This is a genomic window from Stenotrophomonas ginsengisoli (genome assembly GCF_001431485.1).
Taxonomy (GTDB): Bacteria; Pseudomonadota; Gammaproteobacteria; order Xanthomonadales; family Xanthomonadaceae; genus Stenotrophomonas; species Stenotrophomonas ginsengisoli.
The window spans coordinates 26,331-48,924 of the sequence record NZ_LDJM01000009.1; the positions used below are offsets into that span (position 1 = coordinate 26,331).

At 68.0% G+C, this 22,594-nt stretch carries 19 protein-coding genes; 8 read left to right on the forward strand and 11 right to left on the reverse strand.

From position 1 onward, the window contains the following. Positions 1-68: 68 nt before the first annotated feature. The 3 genes from ABB30_RS03400 (at position 69) to ABB30_RS03410 (ending at position 2,979) form a co-directional block, all read left to right on the forward strand. The gene (locus ABB30_RS03400) at positions 69-632 is read left to right on the forward strand and encodes an adenylate kinase (RefSeq protein ID WP_057636910.1); all 564 of its coding nucleotides are present in this window, start codon (positions 69-71) and stop codon (positions 630-632) included. A 315-nt stretch (positions 633-947) separates the two neighbouring features. Next, positions 948-2,318 (forward strand): UDP-N-acetylmuramate:L-alanyl-gamma-D-glutamyl-meso-diaminopimelate ligase, encoded by a 1,371-nt coding sequence (gene mpl / locus ABB30_RS03405; RefSeq protein WP_057636925.1) that lies wholly within the window; start codon positions 948-950, stop codon positions 2,316-2,318. Between the two features lie 76 nt (positions 2,319-2,394). Next, entirely contained in the window at positions 2,395-2,979 is a 585-nt protein-coding gene (locus ABB30_RS03410; RefSeq protein ID WP_057636911.1) for an LON peptidase substrate-binding domain-containing protein, read from the forward strand. 38 nt (positions 2,980-3,017) lie between these two features. On the opposite strand, the gene ABB30_RS03415 is transcribed toward ABB30_RS03410, so the two are convergent. Next, the gene (locus ABB30_RS03415) at positions 3,018-5,063 is read right to left on the reverse strand and encodes a bifunctional DedA family/phosphatase PAP2 family protein (protein ID WP_057636912.1); all 2,046 of its coding nucleotides are present in this window, start codon (positions 5,061-5,063) and stop codon (positions 3,018-3,020) included. 84 nt (positions 5,064-5,147) lie between these two features. On the opposite strand from ABB30_RS03415, the gene ABB30_RS03420 reads away from it, so the two are divergent. Next, a complete protein-coding gene (locus tag ABB30_RS03420) occupies positions 5,148-5,804 on the forward strand; it encodes a phosphotransferase (protein ID WP_057636913.1) in 657 nt (218 codons plus the stop codon). A gap of 144 nt (positions 5,805-5,948) precedes the next feature. Here ABB30_RS03420 and ABB30_RS03425 read toward each other — a convergent pair whose 3' ends face one another. After that, the gene (locus ABB30_RS03425; RefSeq protein WP_057636926.1) at positions 5,949-6,824 is read right to left on the reverse strand and encodes an ion transporter; all 876 of its coding nucleotides are present in this window, start codon (positions 6,822-6,824) and stop codon (positions 5,949-5,951) included. 69 nt (positions 6,825-6,893) lie between these two features. Here ABB30_RS03425 and ABB30_RS03430 point away from each other — a divergent pair, with 69 nt between their 5' ends. Continuing rightward, a complete protein-coding gene (locus tag ABB30_RS03430; RefSeq protein ID WP_057636927.1) occupies positions 6,894-8,120 on the forward strand; it encodes an acetylornithine/succinylornithine family transaminase in 1,227 nt (408 codons plus the stop codon). A gap of 72 nt (positions 8,121-8,192) precedes the next feature. Here ABB30_RS03430 and ABB30_RS03435 read toward each other — a convergent pair whose 3' ends face one another. Then, positions 8,193-8,828: an HAD family hydrolase gene (locus ABB30_RS03435; protein ID WP_161808821.1), complete on the reverse strand. Its 636-nt coding sequence runs from the start codon at positions 8,826-8,828 to the stop codon at positions 8,193-8,195. 497 nt (positions 8,829-9,325) lie between these two features. Between ABB30_RS03435 and ABB30_RS03440 the strand changes: the two genes are divergently transcribed. Together ABB30_RS03440 and azu are read left to right on the forward strand one after the other, a co-directional pair. Then, positions 9,326-15,001 (forward strand): autotransporter domain-containing protein, encoded by a 5,676-nt coding sequence (locus tag ABB30_RS03440; RefSeq protein ID WP_057636915.1) that lies wholly within the window; start codon positions 9,326-9,328, stop codon positions 14,999-15,001. Between the two features lie 194 nt (positions 15,002-15,195). Continuing rightward, positions 15,196-15,645 carry an azurin gene (azu, locus tag ABB30_RS03445; protein ID WP_057636916.1) on the forward strand — a complete coding sequence of 150 codons (450 nt, stop codon included), beginning with the start codon at positions 15,196-15,198 and terminating at the stop codon, positions 15,643-15,645. 72 nt (positions 15,646-15,717) lie between these two features. Here the strand turns inward: azu and hemL are convergent, their stop codons facing one another. Together hemL and thiE are read right to left on the reverse strand one after the other, a co-directional pair. Beyond that, on the reverse strand, positions 15,718-17,010 hold the full coding sequence (hemL, locus tag ABB30_RS03450) for a glutamate-1-semialdehyde 2,1-aminomutase (RefSeq protein WP_057636917.1): 1,293 nt from the start codon (positions 17,008-17,010) through the stop codon (positions 15,718-15,720). A 10-nt stretch (positions 17,011-17,020) separates the two neighbouring features. Beyond that, positions 17,021-17,641 carry a thiamine phosphate synthase gene (gene thiE / locus ABB30_RS03455; protein ID WP_057636918.1) on the reverse strand — a complete coding sequence of 207 codons (621 nt, stop codon included), beginning with the start codon at positions 17,639-17,641 and terminating at the stop codon, positions 17,021-17,023. Positions 17,642-17,771: 130 nt separating this feature from the next. Between thiE and ABB30_RS03460 the strand changes: the two genes are divergently transcribed. Further along, positions 17,772-17,927: a rubredoxin gene (locus ABB30_RS03460; RefSeq protein WP_211263442.1), complete on the forward strand. Its 156-nt coding sequence runs from the start codon at positions 17,772-17,774 to the stop codon at positions 17,925-17,927. Between the two features lie 16 nt (positions 17,928-17,943). On the opposite strand, the gene ABB30_RS03465 is transcribed toward ABB30_RS03460, so the two are convergent. The 6 genes from ABB30_RS03465 to ABB30_RS03490 form a co-directional block, all read right to left on the reverse strand. Further along, the gene (locus ABB30_RS03465) at positions 17,944-18,783 is read right to left on the reverse strand and encodes a SirB1 family protein (RefSeq protein ID WP_152980538.1); all 840 of its coding nucleotides are present in this window, start codon (positions 18,781-18,783) and stop codon (positions 17,944-17,946) included. A 7-nt stretch (positions 18,784-18,790) separates the two neighbouring features. Beyond that, the gene (locus tag ABB30_RS03470; RefSeq protein WP_083489661.1) at positions 18,791-19,261 is read right to left on the reverse strand and encodes a DUF192 domain-containing protein; all 471 of its coding nucleotides are present in this window, start codon (positions 19,259-19,261) and stop codon (positions 18,791-18,793) included. 49 nt (positions 19,262-19,310) lie between these two features. Beyond that, on the reverse strand, positions 19,311-20,639 hold the full coding sequence (locus ABB30_RS03475; RefSeq protein ID WP_057636920.1) for a Y-family DNA polymerase: 1,329 nt from the start codon (positions 20,637-20,639) through the stop codon (positions 19,311-19,313). Positions 20,640-20,718: 79 nt separating this feature from the next. Then, the gene (gene rpiA / locus ABB30_RS03480) at positions 20,719-21,366 is read right to left on the reverse strand and encodes a ribose-5-phosphate isomerase RpiA (protein WP_057636921.1); all 648 of its coding nucleotides are present in this window, start codon (positions 21,364-21,366) and stop codon (positions 20,719-20,721) included. A 69-nt stretch (positions 21,367-21,435) separates the two neighbouring features. After that, on the reverse strand, positions 21,436-21,909 hold the full coding sequence (locus ABB30_RS03485) for an EVE domain-containing protein (protein WP_057636922.1): 474 nt from the start codon (positions 21,907-21,909) through the stop codon (positions 21,436-21,438). Further along, positions 21,906-22,490 (reverse strand): 5-formyltetrahydrofolate cyclo-ligase, encoded by a 585-nt coding sequence (locus ABB30_RS03490; protein WP_057636923.1) that lies wholly within the window; start codon positions 22,488-22,490, stop codon positions 21,906-21,908. Before ABB30_RS03490 ends, ABB30_RS03485 begins: the two co-directional genes overlap by 4 nt. Positions 22,491-22,594: the final 104 nt, after the last annotated feature.

The following is a 22,594-nucleotide window of genomic DNA, read 5'->3' on the forward strand; positions in this document are numbered from 1 at the left end:
GCGGCAGGGCGGGGTACTGGCCCGCCGGCGCGCCGTATCTTTCCCTCCCCTAATTTTGGAGTGCGCATATGCGTTTGGTTCTGTTGGGCCCGCCGGGTTCTGGCAAGGGCACCCAGGCAGCCCGCCTGAAGGATGAACTGCAGATCCCCCACATCTCCACCGGTGACCTGCTGCGTGCCGAAGTGGCAGCCGGCAGCGAACTGGGCCTGGCGGCCAAGGAAGTGATGGCCCGTGGCGAGCTGGTGTCCGACGAGATCCTGCTGGGCATGATCCGTTCGCGCCTGTCGCGTCAGGACGTGGCCAATGGCTTCATCCTGGATGGCTACCCGCGCAACGTGGCCCAGGCCAACGCCCTGGAAGCCCTGCTGGCCGACATCAACCAGCCGCTGCAGGCCGTGGTCCAGCTGGACGTGGCCAACGAGCTGCTGGTCGAGCGTATTGCCGGCCGTGCCAAGGCCGAAGGCCGCGAAGACGACAACCCCGAATCGGTGCGCAAGCGCCTGCAGGTGTACAGCGATTCCACCGCACCGGTGATCGGCTTCTATGAAGGCCGTGGTTCGCTGGCCAAGGTGGATGGCGTGGGCAGCCTGGATGAGGTGTTCGCCCGCATCATGACTGCGCTGGGCAAGTAAGCCCGGCGTCGGCAGCAACAAAAAACCCCCGCTTTGCAGCGGGGGTTTTTTGTGCCGTCCCGGTGGGGAATGGCGTGGGGAAACGCCGTGGTACCGGGGATCGGCCGTCAGCGGGCTTGCTCAGGGCCTGGATCGTCGCCGTTGGGGATCATGCCCAGGGGAGGGGCATTACATTGACGGTCGTGCTGACTTCAGCAAAGTATCCAAGCGGTGAAGAATGCTGGCTATCAGTATTTGGTCTGACACCCGGTAAGGAAATTCCTGACATCCACCCGGCACCTGCCCTTGGCGCGGGCAATGGAGGACAATGCGCCGATGAGCACGATCCATATCCTCGGCATTGCCGGAACTTTCATGGGGGGCGTGGCCGCACTGGCCCGCGAACTGGGACACACGGTGCAGGGCAGTGACCAGGCGGTGTATCCGCCCATGTCCACCCAGCTGGAGCAGCTGGGCATCGTCCTGCGCCAGGGCTACCTGGCCGGGAACATCGACAGCGGCTGCGACAGCGTGGTGATCGGCAATGCCCTGTCGCGCGGCAACCCGGCGGTGGAGCATGTGCTGGACCAGGGCATGGATTACACCTCCGGTGCCCAGTGGCTGGCCCAGCATGTCCTGCCCGGGCGCACCACCATCGCGGTGGCCGGCACTCATGGCAAGACCACCACCACCTCGCTGGTGGCCTGGCTGCTGGAGCAGGCCGGGCAGGAGCCGGGTTTCCTGATCGGCGGCGTGGTGCCGGACTTCGGCGTCTCGGCCCGGCTGGGCAATGGCAAGGCTTTCGTGGTCGAGGCGGACGAATACGACACCGCGTTTTTCGACAAGCGCAGCAAGTTCGTGCACTACCGCCCGCAGGTGGCCATCCTCAACAATCTGGAATATGACCACGCCGACATCTTCCCGGACCTGGCCGCGATCGAGCGCCAGTTCCACCACCTGGTGCGTACCGTGCCGGGCAAGGGCCGGCTGATCGTCAATGCCGCCGATGCCAACCTGGCCCGGGTGCTGGCGATGGGCTGCTGGACCCCGGTGGACACCTTCGGCTTCGAGGCCAGGCTGACCTGGCAGGCCCGCCTGGAGCAGGCCGACGGCAGTGTCTTCAGCGTGCTCCACAACGGCGTGGAACTGGGCCAGGTGCGCTGGTCGCTGCTGGGCAACCACAACGTGCTCAATGCACTGGCCGCGCTGGCGGCGGTGCATGCGGTGGGCGTTGACCCGGCCAGCGTGCTGGACAGCCTGGCCGGCTTTGGTGGCATCAAGCGCCGCCTGGAAGTGGTGGGGCAGGTCGGCGGGATCACCCTGTATGACGATTTCGCCCATCACCCCACGGCCATTGCCACCACCCTGGCCGGGCTGCGCGCACGCGTGGGCCAGGCGCGGATCGTGGTGGCGATGGAGCCGCGCAGCAACTCGATGCGGCTGGGCGCGCATGCCCAGGCCCTGGCACCGTCGCTGGCCCTGGCCGATGCGGTGGTGTTCCTGCACCGGCCCGAGCTGGCCTGGGATGCCGCTGCGGTGATTGCCAACGTGCGCGGCCAGGCCGTGGCGGTGCCGGACAGCGATGCCCTGATCGCAGCCCTGGCCAGCCAGCTGGCCGCCGGTGACCATGTGGTGTTCATGTCCAACGGCGGCTTTGACAACGCCCCGCGGCGCCTGCTGGCCCAGCTGCAGGCCGCCCAGGCCTGAGCCTGGCCGGGCTCAGCTGCGCTGACCACGTGCCGGGGTTATGCTGGCACCTGAGTGTCCTGCAGATGTACCGGTCATGGTCAGTCCACTGTCGCCCCTGCCGTTGTTTCCCTTGCACGGCAACCTGCTGCCCGGGGCAGGCATCACCCTGCGCCTGTTCGAGCCCCGCTACCTGGAGCTGCTGCGCCAGTGCAGCCGGGACAACAGCACCTTCGGCATCTGCCTGATCCTGGAAGGGGAGGAGGTCGGCGCTCCGGCAACCCCGGCGGCCTGGGGAGTGGAGGCGCAGATCGAGGATTTCGATACCGGCGCCGATGGCATGCTGCTGCTGCGCCTGCGTGGCAGCAGGCGTTTCCAGGTCCAGCAGGTAGCGGTGCGTGACAACGGCCTGGTGGTTGGCCAGGTGCGCTGGTGTGCGGCCGACAGTGATGACGAGGTGCGCCCGCAGCATGCGCTGCTGTCACTGCTGCTGGAGCGCATCATCGAGCAGGTCGGCGGCCCGTATGCCAAGGCCGGGCCGGAACTGTTCGACCAGGCCGGCTGGGTTGGCTGGCGCCTGGCCGAGCTGCTGCCGCTGGAAGAAGAACAGCGCCTGCAGTTGCTGCAGACCGATGATGTGCACCAGCGCCTGGACCTGTTGCTGGGCTGGATCCCGGACTGAAGGCCTGCGGCCCCGGGCCGGGGGGGGCGGTCATTGGATCAAGGCGTGCTGGCCGTGTTCTCAGTGCTTGTGGCAGTGCCGATACCGGCATCGGCCGGCAACTGCGCGCGCAGTACCGGCAGGCCGCTGCCCGGATGGGTGCCGATCACCGGTTGCCAGGGCTGCAGGGCCTGTTCCACCGCACGGATGGCCGGTACCGGGCCGGGGACCGGGCGCCACAGCCCGACCAGGTTCCAGTGGCGCTGGAACTGCAGGGTCTGGGCAGTACCCAGCCACAACGGCTGGTTGCCCGGCTGCAGGCGCACATCAGAACGCCACAGGCGCAGGGCATGAACCTGGTCGGCCTGATCGCCGGCCTTGAGCATCAGCAATGATTCGACCCGGGTATCCAGGGTGGCCGGCAATACCGGCACCTGGTCCGGGGCGCTGTCGCTGTCGAGCATGTGCAGGGCCTGTTCCCAGCCGGCTTGGCTCTGGCGGTGCCAGCCGGCCGCCTGCAATTGCTGGGCAACCTGGTCCAGCGGGCCAACCAGCTGGACATCCAGTGGCCAGCGCTGGTCATCATCAAACTCGTTGCGCACCGCCGGCAGCTGCTGCCAGCCCTGGTCATGCCAGGCCTCCAGCGGCAGGCTGATGGCCGCCGGGCTGTTGGGCTCGAACTTGGCCAGCTTGCTGTCCAGGTCGCGCGGGGCATAGAACAGGGCCGCGGCCAGGAAGGCGCCGTAGAACAGCCAGCACACCGGGGTGATCCAGAAGCCGCGGTTGAAGCGACGGCGGTAGGCGATGCCCAGCACCAGCAGCCAGAACAGGCCGAACAGCATCCCGCCGAACACATCGCTGAGCCAGTGCGCGCCCAGGTACAGACGGGCAAAGCCAATCGTGGTGACGATCGCCCCGGACACCAGATATGGCCAGACCCGGTTGCGCCCGGGCAACTCGCGGCCGATCAACACGGCAAAGAAGCCGAAGGTGATCGTGCTCATGGTCACCGCCACGGACGGGAAGCCGAAACCGCTGCTGGCCTCGGCCGGGCGCACCATGTCCACCGTGGCGGTCAGCAGTTCGGTCAGGGCCAGGCCGAAGGCCAGGGCCAGCAGCCAGTGCACCACGGCCATCCAGCGCCGGCGCCAGGCCAGGTAGCCCATGCCGGCGGCGATGGCCGGCAGCAGCACCTGCCAGTCACCCAGCGAGGCCAGCGCGGCCAGCGGGTAGTCGGCCAGCGGGTTGCGCAAGGAGAGCATGGCCTGGTGCACGGCCAGGTCCAGCTGCAACGGCTCGCCGTGGCTGACCACGGTCATCAGCAGGGCAAATCCACCCCAGCCCAGGGCCAGCAGCATGACTGCCAGCACCGCCAGTGGCACGGCCTCGCGCCGCTGGGGGTCGAGCACGCCGACGGTGAACTGGCCCAGCAGCGGGTGGCGCCCGGACCAGGCCAACAGGGTGGCCAGCCAGCCGTCCAGGCGTTCGGCCGACCAGCGATAGGTGTACAGCACCACTGCCCAGACCAGGCCGAGCACTGCCGCCAGTGCGGCCAGCACCACCAGCAGGCGCCCGGCCACCGCCGCCACGGCCTCGTAGGCCTGGCCCAGCACCCAACCGGGCAACAGGAACAGCACGGCCCAGGAGACGGCGGCGATCAGGCTGGCGCGCAGGTACTTGTCCAGCGGCATCCTGGCCATGCCGGCCACGGCCGGCACGAACGGGCGGATGGCGCCGACATAGCGGGCGATCAGGATCGACTTGAACGCATTGCGGCGGAACATCAGCTCGCCGCGTTCCAGCAGTTGCGGATGCTTGGAGAAGGGCCAGACACCGCGCAGGTGGTCGCCCCAGCGGCGCCCGACCCAATAGCTCAGGCCGTCGCCGGCCAGTGCACCCAGGGTGGCACACAGCACCGTGTACGGGCCGGACAGCTCACCCAGGCCGATCAGCACACCCACGGCGATCAACAGCGGCAGGGCCGGCACGATGGCGCCCAGCACAATGACCGAATCGCAAAAAGCGATGGCGAAGACGACCACACCGGCCATTACGGGGTTGGCGGCGATCCACGCCAGCAGCCCATCAATCCAGGAAGCATTCATCGAAAAAGTATATCGATGCGAGGCAGTATTGCCTGCATGCACGTCACTCCCATTCAGCGGCGATCCTTGTCTACACTGCCGGCCATGTGCAGTGAACCTTCCATCACCGTCTTCAAGGCCGACAGCTTCGGCCGCATCCTGCTGGTGCAGCAGGACACGCGTCGCTTCATCCGCCGTGACCTCAGTGTGACCCCGCTGTGGCTGCGTCTGCCGGCCTGGTGGCTGGCCCGGCGCGAGGCACGGGCGCTGGCAGCGCTGGGTGACATGCCGGCCACGCCGCGCCTGCTGCACTGGGACGGTGTGCACCTGGAGCGCAGCTTCATGGACGGGGCGGCGATGTTCAAACGCCCGCCGCACGGCGACCAGGCCTATTTCCGCCAGGCCCGGCGGCTGCTGCAGCAGCTGCACCGGCGCGGCATCGTCCACAACGACCTGGCCAAGGAAGCCAACTGGCTGGTGCAGGCCGATGGCAGCCCGGGGATCATCGATTTCCAGCTGGCCATGCTCGGCAAGCCGCGTTCGCGCTGGATGCGCCTGCTTGCCCGCGAGGACCTGCGCCACCTGCTCAAGCACAAGCGCACCTATTGCCCGCAGGCCATCACCGCAGTGGAGCGGCGGGTGCTCAAGCGCCGCTCCTGGCTGCGCGAGCTGTGGTTTGCCAGCGGCAAGCCGGTGTACCGCTTTGTCACCCGCAAACTGCTGCACTGGGAAGACAACGAAGGCCGCGGCCCGCGCCAGTGATGCCCTTGCCGCCCGCCTTGTGCGGGTGCAGCTGCCATTGCTGCAGCCAGCGTTGCCGGCCGGCGTCAGCTGTCAGATCTGAGGGTGGCTGACGCGCCCCCGCATAAACCTGCGGTCCGCCGCTTTGCGCGCCCGGCCCGGCAATTACTGGCCGAAGTGCTGGGGCAGCTCATGCCCGCACTGGTTGCAGTAGCGGGCCTTGTAGACATGGTCCTCGCTGCCGCAGATCACGCAGCCGCGGTGGTCGGGGCGGTTGTCGTCACGCTGCCGGCGCAGGATGTCGTTGGCCAGTTCGGCGGTGTAGATGCCGGTGGGCACGGCCAGGATCGAATAGCCGATCAGGATCAGCACCGAGGTCAGCAGGCGCCCCAGCGGGGTATGCGGGACCATGTCGCCGTAGCCCACCGTGCCCATGGTCACGATCGCCCAGTACATGCTGTGCGGGATCGAGGTGAAGCCGTTTTTCGGGCCTTCGATGACATACATCAGGGCGCCGGCGACCACGGTCACGGTGATCACGGTGAACAGGAACAGCAGGATCTTGCGCCGGCTGCGCCACAACGCGCCGATCAACACGCCGCTCTCGTCGATGTAGCGGGTCAGCTTGAGGATGCGGAACACCCGCAGCACGCGCAAGAAGCGCACTGCCAGCAGGGCCTGGGCGCCGGGGATGAACAGCGACAGGTAGGCCGGCAGGATCGAGACCAGGTCGATGATGCCCCAGCTGCTCAGCGCGTAGCGGTGGGGGCGCAGCACCACCTTCAGGCGCAGCACGTACTCGGCGGTGAACAGGATGGTGAAAAACCACTCCACCCCGTACAGCCAGCCGGAGAAGCGCTGGTGGATGGCCTGCACGCTGTCGAGCATGATCACCGCCACGCTGGCGATGATGGTCAGCACCAGGGCCACGTCGAAGGCGCGCGAGGGCGGGGTGTCGTGGCGGTGGATGATGTCAAACCAACGCTTGCGCCAGCCGGTCTCGCTGGCCGGGTTCAGCTGGGGGGTGGTGAAAAGTTTCATGGCCGGCATTGTGCCGCAGGGCGGGGAATGGAGGACAATGGCTACTTTCCCATCAAGCCCGTTACCGCCATGAGTGCTGACACCGCCGACCTGCTGTCCAAGTCTTCCTACTACCTGCCGGTGTATGCACCGCGCCAGCTGGTGCTGGAGCGCGGCCAGGGTGCGCGCGTCTGGGACGTGGAAGGGCGTGAGTTCATCGACCTGGCCGCCGGCATCGCAGTGTGCTCGCTGGGCCACAACGATGCCGACCTGAAGGCCGCCCTGCTGGCCCAGGCCGAGAAGCTGTGGCACGTGTCCAACGTGTTCTACACCGAACCGGCCCTGCGCCTGGCCGAGGAGCTGGTGGGCGCGTCGAAGTTCGCCGAGCGGGTGTTCTTCTGCAATTCCGGCGCAGAAGCCAACGAGGTGGCGATCAAGCTGATCCGCAAGTGGGCTTCCAACGCCGGCCGTGATGCCGCCAAGCGCACCATCGTGACCTGCCGTGGCAGCTTCCACGGCCGCACCCTGGCCACGGTGACCGCCACCGCCCAGCCCAAGTACCAAGCCGGCTACGAGCCGCTGCCGGGTGGCTTCCGCTACATCGATTTCAACGACGTGGCCCAGCTGGAAGAAGCGATGGCCAGCGGAGACGTGGCCGCGGTGATGTTCGAGCCGGTGCAGGGCGAAGGCGGCGTGGTCCCGGCCAGCGCGGAATTCATGGCGCGCGCCCGTGAACTGTGTGATGCGCACGACGCGCTGCTGGTGTTTGACGAAATCCAGGTCGGCATGGGCCGCAGTGGCCAGCTGTTCGCACACTGGAACTGGAACGTGACCCCGGACATCGTGACCCTGGCCAAGGCCCTGGGCTGCGGCTTCCCGATCGGCGCGATGCTGGCCGGCCCGAAGGTGGCCAGCGCCATGGGGGTGGGCTCGCACGGCACCACCTTCGGCGGCAACCCGCTGGCCACCGCCGTGGCCCGCGTCGCCCTGGCCAAGCTGTCCAGCGCCGAAATCCACGCCAATGTGGCGCGCCAGTCGGCCGCGCTGCGGGCCGGGCTGGAGGCGATCAATGCCGAGTTCGGCCTGTTCTCTGAAGTGCGCGGCATGGGCCTGATGATGGGCGCCGTGCTCAAGGACGAATACGCCGCCGATGCCGGCAAGCTGCTGGATCTGGCTGCCGAACAGCAGGTGCTGATCCTGCTGGCCGGTGCCAGCGTGCTGCGCTTTGTGCCGGCGTTGAACATCACCGACGAGGAGCTGGCCGAAGGCCTGGCCCGCGTACGCAAGGCACTTGCCGCTTACCTCGCCGCGCGCTGAGGCAACACATCGCACCATTGCATGCATAAAAGAAGGAGGCCATTGGCCTCCTTTTTTGTGGGCCGGTGCTGTTCAGCGCAGCAGCTGGTGGCGCTTGAGCACTTTGCGCAAGGACTGGGTGTGGTGGGCGGTGTCGGCCATCAGCCCGGCGGCACGGGCCCCGCGCACGTTGACAAACAGGTTGTCGATGAACAGCGTGCTGGCCGGTTCGCCCTCCAGCTGCTGCAGCGCGCGCTGGAAGCAGGCTGGATCGGGTTTGCGCAGCCCCAACGCGCCGGAGGTAAGTACCCGGCTGGCATCCAGCCCGGGCAGCGCCAGGGCCTGGGCGATCGGTCCGGCCAGCAGCTGTGGATTGTTGCTGAGCACGGCCAGCGCGCAGTTCCCGCGCAGTTGCTGCAGCAGCCAGCGGCACTCCTGGCGTAGCGAGGTGGCGGCCAGGCGCGCCTGCAGCCACTGCTCTGCGCCCAGCGCCTGCTGTAGCTGTTCACCCAGCCGTTGCCAGGGCAGGGCGCCAGCGGTGGACGGACTGGCCGCCGCACGGTGCAGTGCGGCCTCGACCACCGCCGGATCACGGCCCAGCTGGCGGGCCAGCTGCGTCACCAGGGTCGGGTGATGGAAGTCGGCCAGCACACCATCAAAATCCAGCAGCAACAGACGGGGAGGGGAAATGTCAGGCCTGCCATCGAAAAGGAAACGTGCAGCCGGCACTGTAAGCCAAGCGGTCGTCCTGGCCAGCTCCCGGGGGCATTGAAAGCGCCGACCTGGGTGCAAGCCCCATGGGTACGGATCGCTTCCCGGACAGCCGCCTACCTGTTGTGCTGGCATGGTTTTGCCGGATGCGATTAGAATGCGCGCTGGGTCACACTTCGTTCATCTGCCGGTTGCGCTTTCGCAGCGCGGCGTGATGGCGTGTTGCCGGGCAAGCGTCAGGCCAGGCAATCGCCGGCCCGCTGTGCGCACAGCGTACAGGCACTGACGTCCTGCCTCCCTCCTTTGCGGCCTGCATACGCCAGGGGCTCCATCAGTCAGGGCCAGCGCTGTAGCCCCGGTTGAACCTGTCTTGCCGCGGTAAACCCTGTCTGGATCTGCGGGTGGGGTGCTGGTGTTGTGCTGTTGCTGCCTGTCTTTCTGCCTTGCGGGTTGGCTGTTGCCCGCAGGGTCACCGGTTTCTACCCCTTCTTGTTCGTGTTTTCGGAGATTCACGCATGCCGTTCCTCCGCAGGTTCCTGATCCTCGCGTTTGCCCTGTTCCCGCTGCTGGTGGTGGCCTCGGCGCAGGCGGCGATCACCGCGCGTGTCACCTACCAGAGCCATGCCGCGTATCTGGCCAATGGCAACTCGGCGCCGGGTGCGCTGGTGTTCCGGCGCAGCCCGGGCAATGGCGACCAGAACAACGCGGTCGGGGTGGCCTGGCTGGAGCTCAATGGCAATGTCAGCAACCTGCCAGTTGACCTGGGTACCACGCCGGGCTGGTTCACGGTGACCTACATGGACAGCGGGGCGATGCAGGCCCGGGGCTGCACCACCAGCCCGCTGAGCTTCTTCAATTTCCAGTACCTGGCCGATGGCCAGAGCATCGATATCACCATCACCTGCACGATGCCCGACAACACGCCGCCGACGCTGGTCAGCGCGGCGACCTCGACCAATGGCAGCCAGGTCATCCTCAATTGGTCGGAGGCGATTGATTATTACGGCAACGGCGAGGACTTCCGCCTTTACCAGAGTGGCACGCTGCGCACGATCACTGCCGCCAGCTATGCCGGCTCGCAGTTGTCGCTGACGGTGAGCCCGGCGATCAATGCCGGCACCACGGTGACCCTGGACTATGTCGATAACGGCAACCTGTACGACTATGCGGGCAATCCGCCGGCCAACTTCAGCGGGCGGCCTGTGACCAACAACGTGTCCGGTGGCCTGCCGCCGAATGTCACCGACGCCAGGATCAGCATTGCCGGCGCCACCGGCAACGGCGGTGTCTTCCGGCGGGGGGATAGCGTCACGGCCAGCTGGAACAACACCGCCAGCGGCGACAACAACAGCGGCGTTACCGCGGTGAGCGTGGATTTCAGCCAGTTCGGCGGCGGGGCTGCCGTGGCGGCAACCAACAGTGCTGGCACCTGGACCGCCACCTCGGCGGTCGCCGCCGGCATCACCGCCAGCAACCGCAATGTCAGTATCACCGCCAGCAACAGCAATGGCAGCACCACCCGGGCCGACACCAGCAACGCCACGGTGGACAGCGTTGTGCCCACTGTTGTCAGCATCGCACCGGCTGCCGGGGCGTTACCCACCAATACCACGGTGAATTTCACGGCCAGCTTCAGTGAGGCGGTGACCGGTGTTTCCACCGACGATTTCACCCTGGTCGGGACCGGCAGCGCAACAGGCAGCATCGCCAGCGCTTCCGGCAGCGGCAGCAGCTACACCGTCACCGTCAATGGCATCACCGGCAATGGTACGCTCAAGCTCAACCTCAACGCCTCCACCAATATCAGCGATACGGCTGGCAACAGCGGCCTGGCCGCTTTCACCGCCGGCACGACACATACCGTAGCCATTGCAACGGCGCCAGGCGCTCCGACCATCGGCACGGCCACGGCCGGTGATGCGCAGGCCTCGGTGAGCTTCAGCGCTCCGGCCAGCAATGGCGGCTCGGCGATCACTGGTTATACGGTCACCTCCAATCCGGGGGGCATCACCGCTGGCGGCAACGGTTTCACCACCTCGCCCATCACCCTGAGCGGCCTGAGCAATGGCACCGCCTACACCTTCACGGTGACCGCGACCAACGCCGTTGGAACCAGTACGGCGTCGGCCGCGAGCAACAGCGTGACGCCGAAGGCCAACCAGACCATCACCTTCAGCAACCCCGGTGCGCAGAACTTCGGCACCACGCCGACGTTGAGCGCCACCGCCTCCTCCGGCTTGCCGGTCAGCCTCAGCTCGGCCACCACCGGGGTATGCACCATCACCAGCGGCGGCACCCTGACCTTCATCACCGCCGGCAGCTGCACCATCAATGCCGACCAGGCCGGCAATGCCGCGACCAATGCCGCCACGACCATCAGCCAATCGTTCCTGGTCAATGCGGTAGCACCTGGGGCACCGGTGATCGGCACCGCTACAGCGGGCAATACCCAAGCCAGCGTGAGCTTCAGCGCGCCGGTCAATACCGGTGGCAGCAGCATCACCGGCTATACCGTTACCGCCAATCCCGGCGGCGCCACGGCCAGCGGTGCCGCTTCGCCGCTGGTGGTCAGCGGGCTGAGCAACGGGCAGGCCTACACCTTCACGGTGACTGCCACCAATGTGGCCGGTACCGGTCCGGCCTCGGCTGCTTCCAACGCGGTGACGCCGGCCGCGCCGCAGGTCATCACCTTCGCCAACCCCGGCGCGCAGAACTTCGGCACCACGCCGACCCTGACGGCCAGCGCTGATTCCAACCTGCCGGTGAGCTTCACCTCGGCAACCCCCGCGGTGTGCACGATCACCAGTGGTGGCCTGCTCGGGTTCGCCAGTACCGGCAGCTGCACCATCCATGCCGACCAGCCGGGCAATGCCAGCTACCTGCCTGCCCCCCGGATCAGCCGGACCTTCAGCGTCAACGGGGTGGTTCCCGGCGCGCCGACCATCGGTACGGCCACGGTCGCCGGTGCCAGCGCGGTGAGTGTGGGCTTCAGCGCCCCGCTGTTCGATGGTGGTGCGGCCATCACTGGCTACACCGTCATTTCCAGCCCGGGCGGCCTCACCGCCACCGGCGCTGGCTCGCCGATCACCGTCACCGGGCTGACGCCGGGGACGAGCTATACCTTTGTGGTCACCGCCACCAATGCCAACGGCACCGGTGCGGCCTCGGCCCCGTCCAATGCGGTCACGCCGGTGCCGCCGCTGGCGGTGGCGCCGGTGAGCGCCACCGTGGCCTATGGGACGGCCAGCCCGATCAGCCTGGCCATCACTGGCGCGGCCTCCTCGGTGGCGGTGGCCACGGCACCGGCCCATGGCACTGCGGTGGCCAGCGGCACCACCATCACCTACACCCCGGCGCCCGGCTATGCCGGCAGCGACAGCTTCAGCTACACCGCCAGTGATGCCTACACCACCACGGCCGCGGCGACGGTGAGCATCACCGTCAGTGCACCGACCGTGATGATCGATACCGCCAGCCTGGCCGTGGCCACGGCAGACAGTGCGTATACGCAGACCCTGAGCAGCAGTGGCGGTGCCTCGCCTTACCGCTATGCGCTCAGCAGCGGCGCCCTGCCGGCGGGCCTGAGCCTGTCGGCCAGCGGCACGCTGTCGGGTACGCCGATGGCCACCGGCACCTTCGCCTTCGATGTCACCAGCACCGACAGCAGCACCGGTACCGGACCGTTCTCGGCAACCCGCAGCTACACCCTGCAGGTGGATGCGCCGCTGCTGGCGGTGGCGCCGGTGAGCGCCACCATCGGTTACGGTGCAGGCCCCAGCCCGGTCAGCCTGGCCATCACCGGGGTGGCCTCCTCGGTGGCCGTGGTCTCGGCCCCGGCCCATGGCAGTGCAGTGGCCAGCGGCACCACCATCACCTACACCCCGGCGCCAGGCCATGCCGGCCCGGACAGCTTCAGCTACACCGCCAGTGATGCCTACACCACCACCGCTGCGGCGACGGTGAGCATCACCGTCAGTGCGCCGTCGCTGTCGTTGACCACGTCCACCTTGCCGGCTGCAACCGGCAGTGCGGCCTATGCGCAGACGCTGGCGGCCAGCGGTGGCAGTGCGCCGTACCGCTATGCCCTCAGCAGTGGTGCCTTGCCGCCGGGGCTGGTACTGGCCAGTGATGGCTCGCTCGGCGGTACGCCGACCCAGGCCGGCAGTTTTGCCTTTGCGATCACCGTCACCGACAGCAGTACCGGAACCGGGCCGTTCACTGCCACCCAGGGCTACGTGCTGGTGGTGGGTGCCCCGGTGCTGACCGTGGATCCTTTGCCCGCTGCCACCGGCGGGCAGGCGTATCGGGTGCAGCTCAGCGCGCAGGGCGGCGCCGCCCCCTACGCCTTCAGCGTTGGCGCCGGCACGCTGCCACCGGGGCTGGTGCTGTCGGCCAGCGGTGAAGTCAGCGGCATTCCGACCGCCGCCGGCAGCTACGAGTTCTCGCTGCAGGTCGCCGATGCCAATGGCTTCACCACGACCCAGGCGTTCACCCAGGTGGTCGATGCCGGCAGCCAGCTGATCCAGGCGTTCGTGGCCACCCCGGAGGCACCGGTGTTTGCACCGGGCGGCACCTTCGCCCTCAGCGCCAGCGGTGGTGCCTCGGGCAATCCGGTGGTGTTTGCCAGCCTCACCCCGACCGTCTGCCAGGTGCAGGGCAGCACGGTGACGATGCTGACGGCCGGGCAGTGCAGCCTGAGCGCCGACCAGGCCGGCAATGCGACCTACCAGGCCGCTGCCCAGGTGCGGCTGGATGTCGCCATCGCGCTGGCAACCCCGGAACTGGGCTGGATCGATGACATCAGCAAGGTCTACGGCGAGGATGCCTTCGAGCTGCCCGAGCCGCAGAGCAGTAGCCCGGGGACCTTCAGCTTCAGCAGTTCCGATCCGGCGGTGGCCACGGTCAGCGGCCGTACCGTCACCCTGGTCGGCGAAGGTGTCACCGTGCTGACGGCGACCCAGGCGGCGACGGCCAATTACACCGCTGCCGCGATCCAGGTGCGGCTGCTGGTCAGTGCCCGCCCGAACCCGGCCGCTGATCCGCGCGTGGCCAGTGGCCTGCAGGCGCAGGTCGACGCCAGCATGCAGTTCGCCCAGATCCAGTCGGGCAACATCCGTGACCGCCTGCGTCAGGTGCGTGGCGGTTCTGTCAGCAACGACTTCCGCTTTGCGCTCACCCAGGCCGGTGGCCAGGGCGTGCCCGGGCTGACCCTGCCCAAGGCCGCGGCCGATTCGGTAATGCCGCGTCTGCCCGAGGGCTGGGGTATGTGGGTGGCCGGCAGCGCCAGCTTCGGCAGGAGCGGACGCACAGGCCTGGCTGGCGGCGCAGACTTCAGCAGCCGTGGCCTCACCGTGGGCATTGACCATGCCGTGGACGAGCAGGTGCTGCTGGGCATGGCCGGCAGCTGGGCGCGCCAGGACACCGACCTGGACAGCAGCTCCTCGCGGCTGGATGCCGACCAGCGCTCGCTGGCGGTGTATGGCCTGTGGCGGGTCGGCGGCAACCTGTTCGTTGACGGCATGCTGGCCAATGGCTGGCTGGACTTTGACAGCGTGCGCTGGAACGACCTGGCCCAGGGCAGTGCACAGGGCCAGCGCAGCGGTCAGCAGTGGTTCGGTTCGTTGACCTTCGGCCATGAACGCCACAACCCGGCTGGCATGGCACTGACCAGCTACGGCCGTTACGACTGGCACCGCGCCACCCTGGATGGCTACAGCGAAAGCGGGCTGGGGGCATTCGACCTGGTCTACGGCCGCCAGCGCGTGGTCAACAACGCACTGGCGCTGGGCGTGCAGGGCAGCTTCCAGCTCACCCGTGACTGGGGCAGCCTGCGTCCGCACTGGACCGTGGAATACCGCAGCGCGCTGGACAACCGCGGCCAGGCCACGATCAATTACGTGATGCGGCCGGCGGCCAGCGACTACGTGCTGGACCTGCGCAGCTACAACGACGACCTGCTCTCGCTGGGGGCCGGCATGGACCTGCAGCTGGACAGTGGCTGGCTGTTCTCGCTGCTGCTGGGCCATGAGCGCGGCAGCGCTTCGATGCGCAGCAGCAGTATCGGCCTGCAGCTGCGCTACGGCAGTGGCGCAGCTCCCATGCAGGGCAATGCGCTGGGGCTGCTTCCGGCCCAGCCGGGACAGTGTGATGGTCAGCTGACGGCCTGCCCGGTACAGGGCCCGCTGCCCTGAGTGTCCTGCCTCCCCGGTCGTGGCCGGCCGGGGAGGTGGTGGGCCACCGGTCAGCCCGGCGGGCCGTGTCGCTGCCGGCGCTGACGGTGAGCGGGGCCGGGCAGATGTCCCAGGTATTAACCGCTTGAGCGCAATCAATGGCCAGGTTGGTACGGTTGCCTAAACTATCCGTTCCCCGTTGTCAGGAGTGTTCTGTGAAACTGCTTTCCTCCCTGCTGGTACTTGCAGCTCTGGCGGTGGCGCCAGAGGCTTATGCACGCACCTGTGCGCTGAGCATCGACAGCAATGACCGCATGCAGTTCTCCACGGCCAGCTTGAACGTGCCCGCTGACTGCACCCAGGTCGATCTGACCCTGCGTCACACCGGCACCCGCCCGGTGGCAGTGATGGGCCACAACTGGGTACTGACCGAAACCAAGGATTTCACCCCGGTGGCGCAGGCCGGCATGCGCGCGCCGCTGGCCGACAACCACCTGCCCAAGAACGATGCACGGGTGATTGCCGCCACGCCGATGATCGGTGGCGGTGCCACCACCCGCGTGCGCTTTGCCACCAGCAAGCTGAAGAAGGGCGGCGACTACACCTTCTTCTGCTCCTTCCCGGGGCACTGGGGCATCATGAAGGGCAAGCTCACCTTCGGTTGATCGCGCGCTGCCAGCAGGCAGACAAAAGGCCGGCATTGCCGGCCTTTTGCGTTGCTGCACAACCGGGCTGGGTCAGCCGGCGGCAACCACCTTGAAGGCCTCGCGGGCGGCGGCCAGGGTCGCCTCGATCACTTCGTCGGTGTGGGCGGCGGAGATGAAACCGGCCTCGTAGGCGCTCGGGGCCAGGAACACGCCGCGCTCGAGCATGGCGTGGAAGAAGCGGTTGAAGGCGGCGGTGTCACAGGCGGTGGCCTGGGCGTAGGTGTCCACCTTCTCGGTGGTGAAGAACAGGCCGAACATGGCCCCGACCTGGTTGGTGGTCAGTGCCACGCCGGCTTGGCGCGCGGCCTCTTCCAGGCCGGCGCACAGGCGCGCGGCTCTGGCCGACAGGCGCTCGTGGAAGCCCGGCTCGCTGACCAGCTCGAGCATGGCCAGGCCGGCGGCCATGGCCACCGGGTTGCCGGACAGGGTGCCGGCCTGGTAGATCGGGCCGGCCGGGGCGATCTGGTTCATCAGTTCGGCACGGCCGCCGTAGGCACCCACCGGCATGCCGCCGCCGATGATCTTGCCGAAGGTGGTCAGGTCCGGGGTGATGCCGTAATGGGCCTGGGCACCGCCGAGGGCGACGCGGAAGCCGGTCATCACTTCATCAAAGATCAGCAGCGCGCCGTACTGGGTGCACAGGGCGCGCAGGTGCTGCAGGTAGCCCTCGCGCGGCGGGATGCAGTTGGCATTGCCCACCACCGGCTCGATGATCAGGCCGGCGATGTCAGTGCCGTGCTGCTCGAACAGGGCAGTGGCGGCATCGACGTCGTTGTAGGGCAGGGTCAGGGTCAGCTCGGACAGGCCGGCCGGCACGCCCGGCGAGGTCGGCACGCCCAGGGTCAGCATGCCGCTGCCGGCCTTGACCAGGAAGGAGTCGCCGTGGCCGTGGTAGCAGCCTTCGAACTTGACGATCTTGTTGCGGCCGGTGGCGCCACGGGCCAGGCGGATCGCCGACAGGGTGGCCTCGGTGCCGGAATTGACCATGCGCACCATCTCGCACGACGGCACCAGGGAGGTGATCTTTTCGGCCATGGTCACCTCGGCGGCGCAGGGCGCACCGAAGGACAGGCCGTTTTCAATCGCGGCGGCCACGGCGCTGCGCACGGCCGGGTGGTTGTGGCCGACGATCATCGGGCCCCAGGAACCGACATAGTCGATATAGGCATTGCCATCGACATCGTGCAGGTAGGCACCATCGGCACGGGCGACAAAGAACGGGTCGCCGCCGACGGATTTGAACGCACGGACCGGCGAATTGACGCCGCCCGGCAGCAGGGTCTTGGCGCGGGCGAACAGGGCGGAGGACTGGCTGTGGTTCATGGGAAATCCTTCAAAACAGGGATTGGTAGGCGCGCAGGGCGGCAACCGGGTCAGGTGCGGCGTAAATGCCGCTGACCACGGCCAGCAGGTCGGCGCCGGCATCGACAAGGGGCCGGGCATTGTCCGGGGTCAGGCCGCCGATGGCCACCCGGGCCACGCCCAGGCCGGCGGCATCGTGCAGCTGCTGCTTGTCCGCGCGTGGGGCATGCGGCTTGGTGATGCTGGGGTAGAACGCTCCGAAGGCCACGTAGCTGGCACCGGCCGCGGCGGCCTGGCGGGCAAGCTCGATCTGGTTGTAGCAGGAGGCGCCGATGATCGCCTGCGGCCCCAGCAGCTGACGCGTGGCAGCGATGTCGCCATCGTTGCTGCCCAGATGCACCCCGGCGGCGCCGATCTCGCGGGCCAGAACGGGGTCATCGTTGACCAGCAGCGGCACGCCATGGTCCTGACACAGCCGCTGCAGCGCGCAGGCCTGTTCCCGGCGCAGAGCGGCGCTGGCGGTCTTGTTGCGGTACTGCAGCAGGGCCACGCCGGCGGCCAGCAGGGGCGCGGTGGCGGTGAGCAGGGCAGCGGTATCGTGCTGGTCGGGGGTGATCAGGTACACCCCACGCAGGGCCAGGGCGGCAGTCATGGCTTGAGCCGGGCGGCAGGAAAGCGACAATGATCGCTCATTGCCTGCCAACGGTGGTTATCTGATGCTGGACTTGCCCGAACTGGATTTGCCCGGACTGGGGCTGGACGAGGGCCCGGGCGCGCGCTGGATGTGCCAGGTCTGTGGCTTTGTCTACGATCAGGCCCAGGGCCTGCCCGAGGAAGGGATTGCACCAGGCACGTCATGGGAGGCGGTGCCGGAAGACTGGGCCTGCCCGGAATGCGGCATGGCCAAGGCCGATTTTGCGATGGAGCGGCTGGACTGAAGGGCCGCGTGCCGGGTCAGTGCAGGCGCCCGCTGCTGATCGGCACATTGCGCAGCAGCTCGTTGATCTTATGGCTGTCGCTGGCCTCCGGTTCCTGGCGCAGGTAACGCTCCAGGTCGCGTCGGGCGGCGGCGGTATGGCCCAGTTGCAGGTAGGCCAGGCCACGGTCGCGCCGGGCCTCGGTGTTTTCCGGGGCCAGCAACAGCTGGCGGTCGGCACAGCGTGCCACCTTGTCCCAGTGCCCGGCCATGCCCCAGCTGCGCTGCAGGTTGCGCAGCAGGCGCAGCACGATGCCACGCACCGGGGTGGGCATCAGCAGGCGCACCAGCAGTTCGGCCTCCGGCACCTGCCCGCCCAGGTGCTGGGCGGCCAGCGCCTCGATCTGCTCAAGCCCCAGCGGATGGCCGCCGTGGTACGGATCCATGGCCAGGATGGCGTCATCGCCCAGGTCCAGCGCGGTGAGGAAATGGCCGGGAAAGGAAATGCCGTGCACCGGCAGGCCGAGCCGGTTGGCCACCTCGATCTGCACGATGGCCAGGGCGATCGGGTTGCCGCGCCGCTGCGCCAGCACCCGCTGCAGGTGGTTGTTGTCGGCCGCGTAGTAGTCCTCGGCCGGGCCGTAGCCCTGTTCCTGGAACAGGTGGCGGTTGATCGCGGCCATCTTCAGCGGCAGCGAGGTGATGGAAGCCACCTCGGTGGCCAGGGCCTCGGCATGGCCCTGCAGCTGGGCCTGGCAGGCCGCCACATCCAGCTGCGGGTCTTCATCGGCGGCCACCCGCAGCACCGCGGCCAGCAACGGCCACTGCTCGTCATCGGTATCGGCCAGGGTGCGCCAGTCCGGCAGGGACAACATCATCAGCAGATCAGTTGGCCGGGGGGATTCCCGGGCCCAGTATCAGGCGCTGGCCGTTCTGGAGTTGTAGACGGGCGGCATGCCCGGCGTTGAGTTCAAGCACATAACGGGCCGGGCCCTCGCTGGGATAGGGCGGGCAGTCACTGCGCGGCGGGCATGGCGGCACGTTGCGCTGCTGGCTGACCAGACGCAGCTGGCTGTCGAAATACAGGATGTCCAGGGGGATGCGGGTGTTCTTCATCCAGTAGGCCTGCCATTCCTGGCGGTCATGGATGAACAACATGCCGCGCCCGGCCGGCAGCTGGGTACGGTACATCAGGCCCTGGGCGCGGCTGTGGTCATCGGTGGCCAGTTCCACTTCGTAACGCTGGCCGGCCAGCTCCACCCACGGCAGCCCAGTGTTGCTGGCCGGGCTGCTGCCGGCACTGGCGCAGGCCGGCAGCAGGGCCAGCAACATGGCGGAGACAAAGGCAGCTTTCATCGGCAGGCTCATGGCAACGGGGGCGGCAACACCATCGGCCAGAGCCGGCTCATCCGTCAAGACGGCGCTGGTGCTGCGCCTGGGCAATCACATTGAAACGGTTGTGGGCTTGCAGCCACAGCGGGTGCTGGTGGGCATCGGCTTCGGCGGCCACATCCGGAATCACGCTGAAGGGAATGCGCATCGGTGCGGCCCCGGCGCTGATGGCCGGCTGCAGGGCGCCGAAGTACAGGGTGTTGTTGCCGTAGCGCTGGTTGACCGCATCCAGTACCTGGTTGAGCGCGCGGCGACGGCGTTGCTGGCGGTCCTCGAACAGGTCCTGGCTGTGTCCGCTGTTGGCCTGCAGGCCGGTCAATGCCACCGAGATGGCCAGTGGCGGATGGGCGCGGCTGGCCATGCCCGGCAGGGGCGCCAGCAGCTGCCAGAGCAGGTGCAGCAGTTGCTGGCTGTCATCGATGGCGGCAAACCGGCAGCTGTTTTCCAGGCGTTCCTCGCGCCCGAGCAGACGCACGTTCAGATGCAGGCTGGTGGCCTTCCAGCCGCCACGGCGCAGGCGCATGGCGGCCTTGGTCAGCAGCTTGCCGGCCACCGCGCGGGCCCCGTGCAGGCTGCGCAGCTCCGGGCCGAGCACGTGCGAGTGGCCGATCGAGCTGGTGTTGCTGCGCCGGGGCGGGGTATCCACGCCGTGCAGGTCGGCCCAGAAGCGTTCGCCGCCGATGCCGCCCCAGATTGCCTTGAGCTGGCGCGGGCTGGCTGCGCACAGCTGGGCGGTGGTGTGGATGCCGGCGGCCAGCAGGCGTTGCTGCATCGAGGGCCCGACGCCACACAGCTCGTTGGGCTGCAGGCCATGCAGGGCCTGCGGCAGGTCGGCGGCGTGCAGCACGGTCAGCCCGTCCGGCTTGCGCATGTCCGCGGCGGTCTTGGCCAGGAAGCGGTTGGGCGCGATGCCGATGGAGCAGGTGATGGCATCGCCGTAGTCACGGCGCAGGGCGGCCTTGATCTGCCCGGCAATCGCGCGTGCAGCGTCCTCGGACTGCTCGTTGAGCATCAGGACGCAGGCCACCTCGTCGATCGAGGCAGGGGTTTCGTGCGGGATGCAGCGGCCGATCAGGTCCATCAGCGCGTGGTGCAGGGCCACGTAGCGTTCGGGCCGGGCCAGGCGGAAGACGATGTCCGGACAGCGCTGGCGCGCCTCGCGCACGCCGGTGCCGGTCTTCACCCCGAAGGCCTTGGCCTGGTAGCTGGCGGCAATGCAGCAGGTGCCTTCGCTGGCCACCGGCACCACCGCCACCGGGCGCCCGCGCAGGGCCGGGTCGTCGAACTGCTCGACCGAGGCGAAGTAGGAATTGAAGTCGACGAACAGGTAGCGCAGGGTCATGGCGGTGCGGCAGGCAGCAGGCACGGCCAGTGTGCGCGCAGGCCGTCTCAGCAATGGAGACGACCTGCCGGGGCCGGGGTCAGATCACCTGCGGCGGGGTGCCGCCGACGATCACCACGTCGGCCTTGCGGCGGGCGAACAGGCCGACCGCGACCACGCCCGGGATCTGGTTCAGTTCACGCTCCAGCGCCACCGGGTCGGTGATGGCCAGGTTGTGCACGTCCAGGATCTGGTTGCCGTTGTCGGTGGTGGTGCCCATGCGCCAGACCGGCTGGCCGCCGGTGCGCTGCAGGATCTCGCGGGCCACCAGCGAGCGGGCCATCGGGATCACTTCCACCGGCAGCGGGAAGGTGCCCAGCACCGGCACCTGCTTGGACGGATCGATGATGCAGACAAACTGCTTGGAGGCCTCGGCGATGATCTTCTCGCGGGTCAAGGCCGCGCCGCCGCCCTTGATCAGGTTGTTGTTGCCGTCGCACTCGTCGGCACCATCCACATACAGCTCCAGGGTGCCGGCGTGGTTGAGTTCCATCACCTCGATGCCGTGCTTTTTCAGCTGCGCGGTGCTCTGCTCGGAACTGGAGACGGCCGCCTTGATCGGGAACGGCAGCTTGGCCAGGCCATCAATGAAATAGGCCACGGTGGAGCCGGTGCCGACACCGATGACCATGTCGCGTTGCACGTATTCCAGGGCTTTTTCAGCGGCCAGACGCTTGGCTTCAGACATCACTTCACCACACAGTTGAGGATTGCAAAAAGTGAAAGGCCCGGCGCTGGAAGCGGCCGGGCCGGGGGATCATTTTTCCAGTGCGAGCATGGTTTTCCATTGCGCCGCGGTGACCGGGAACACCGACAGGCGGCTGCCGCGGGCGGTCAGCGGGAAGCCTTCACCGAAATCCTGCGCATGCTGCTTGATCAGCTCCAGCGGGATCACATCGTTCAACTTGCGCTCAAAGCCCACGTCCACCAGCATCCAGCGCGGGTTCTCGCGCGTGGCCTTGGGGTCGAAGTACTCCGATTCCGGGTCGAACTGGGTGTCATCGGGATAGGCCTCGCTGGCCACCCGGGCAATGCCGACCACACCGGGCACCTTGGCATTGGAGTGGTAGAACAGGATGCCGTCGCCGACCTGCATGCCATCGCGCATGAAGTTGCGCGCCTGGTAGTTGCGCACGCCGTTCCACGGCTCGGTGCCGACGCGCTGCAGGTCGTCGATGGAAAACACGTCCGGTTCGGACTTCATCAGCCAGTAGCGGGTACGGTGACTCATGGATGGGGCTTCGCAAGATGAGTGGCAGTAGGGGTGCAGACCGCGTCCAGGGGAACGTCCCAGTCGGCGCCGGGCAGGGCATCGACCTGCTGGCAGTCAAAGGCGGCACCCACCAGATACGGCGGGGCCGGTTGGCCGAGGCGGAAAGCGAAGCTGCGATCATACCAGCCGCCTCCCATGCCCAGCCGCCGGCACCGGGCATCAAAGCCGACCAGCGGGGTGATGACCAGGGCCATGGCCTGCGGCGGCAGTGCGTCTTCAATGGCGATGTCCGGCTCGGGAATGCCGTAACGGTTGGTGGTCAGGGCCTGGCCGGGACGCCAGGGGGCAAAGCGCAGCTGCTCGCCGGCCAGCATCGGCAGGCAGTAGGTCAGCCCGGGGGGCAGGCTGGTCTGCCAGCGGTGCAGGGCAATCTCGCCATCACCGGCCCAGTAGCCGGCCACCAGACCCTGCGCCGGGACAACGGGCAGGGCCAGCAGCTGCGCGGCCAGGGCATCGGCCGCGGCCAGGCGGGTCGGGACATCCAGGGCGCGGCGGGCCTGGCGCAGTTGGGTACGCAGGGTCTTGCGCAGATCGGACATGGCGGGAGCCGGTTCATGGGTAGCGGCCCATTGTCGCCGCAGCGCCCGGTGGCGGCCAGTTGCGGCAGATGGCCCTGCGCGCGACGCTGCATGCCGGCATGCCG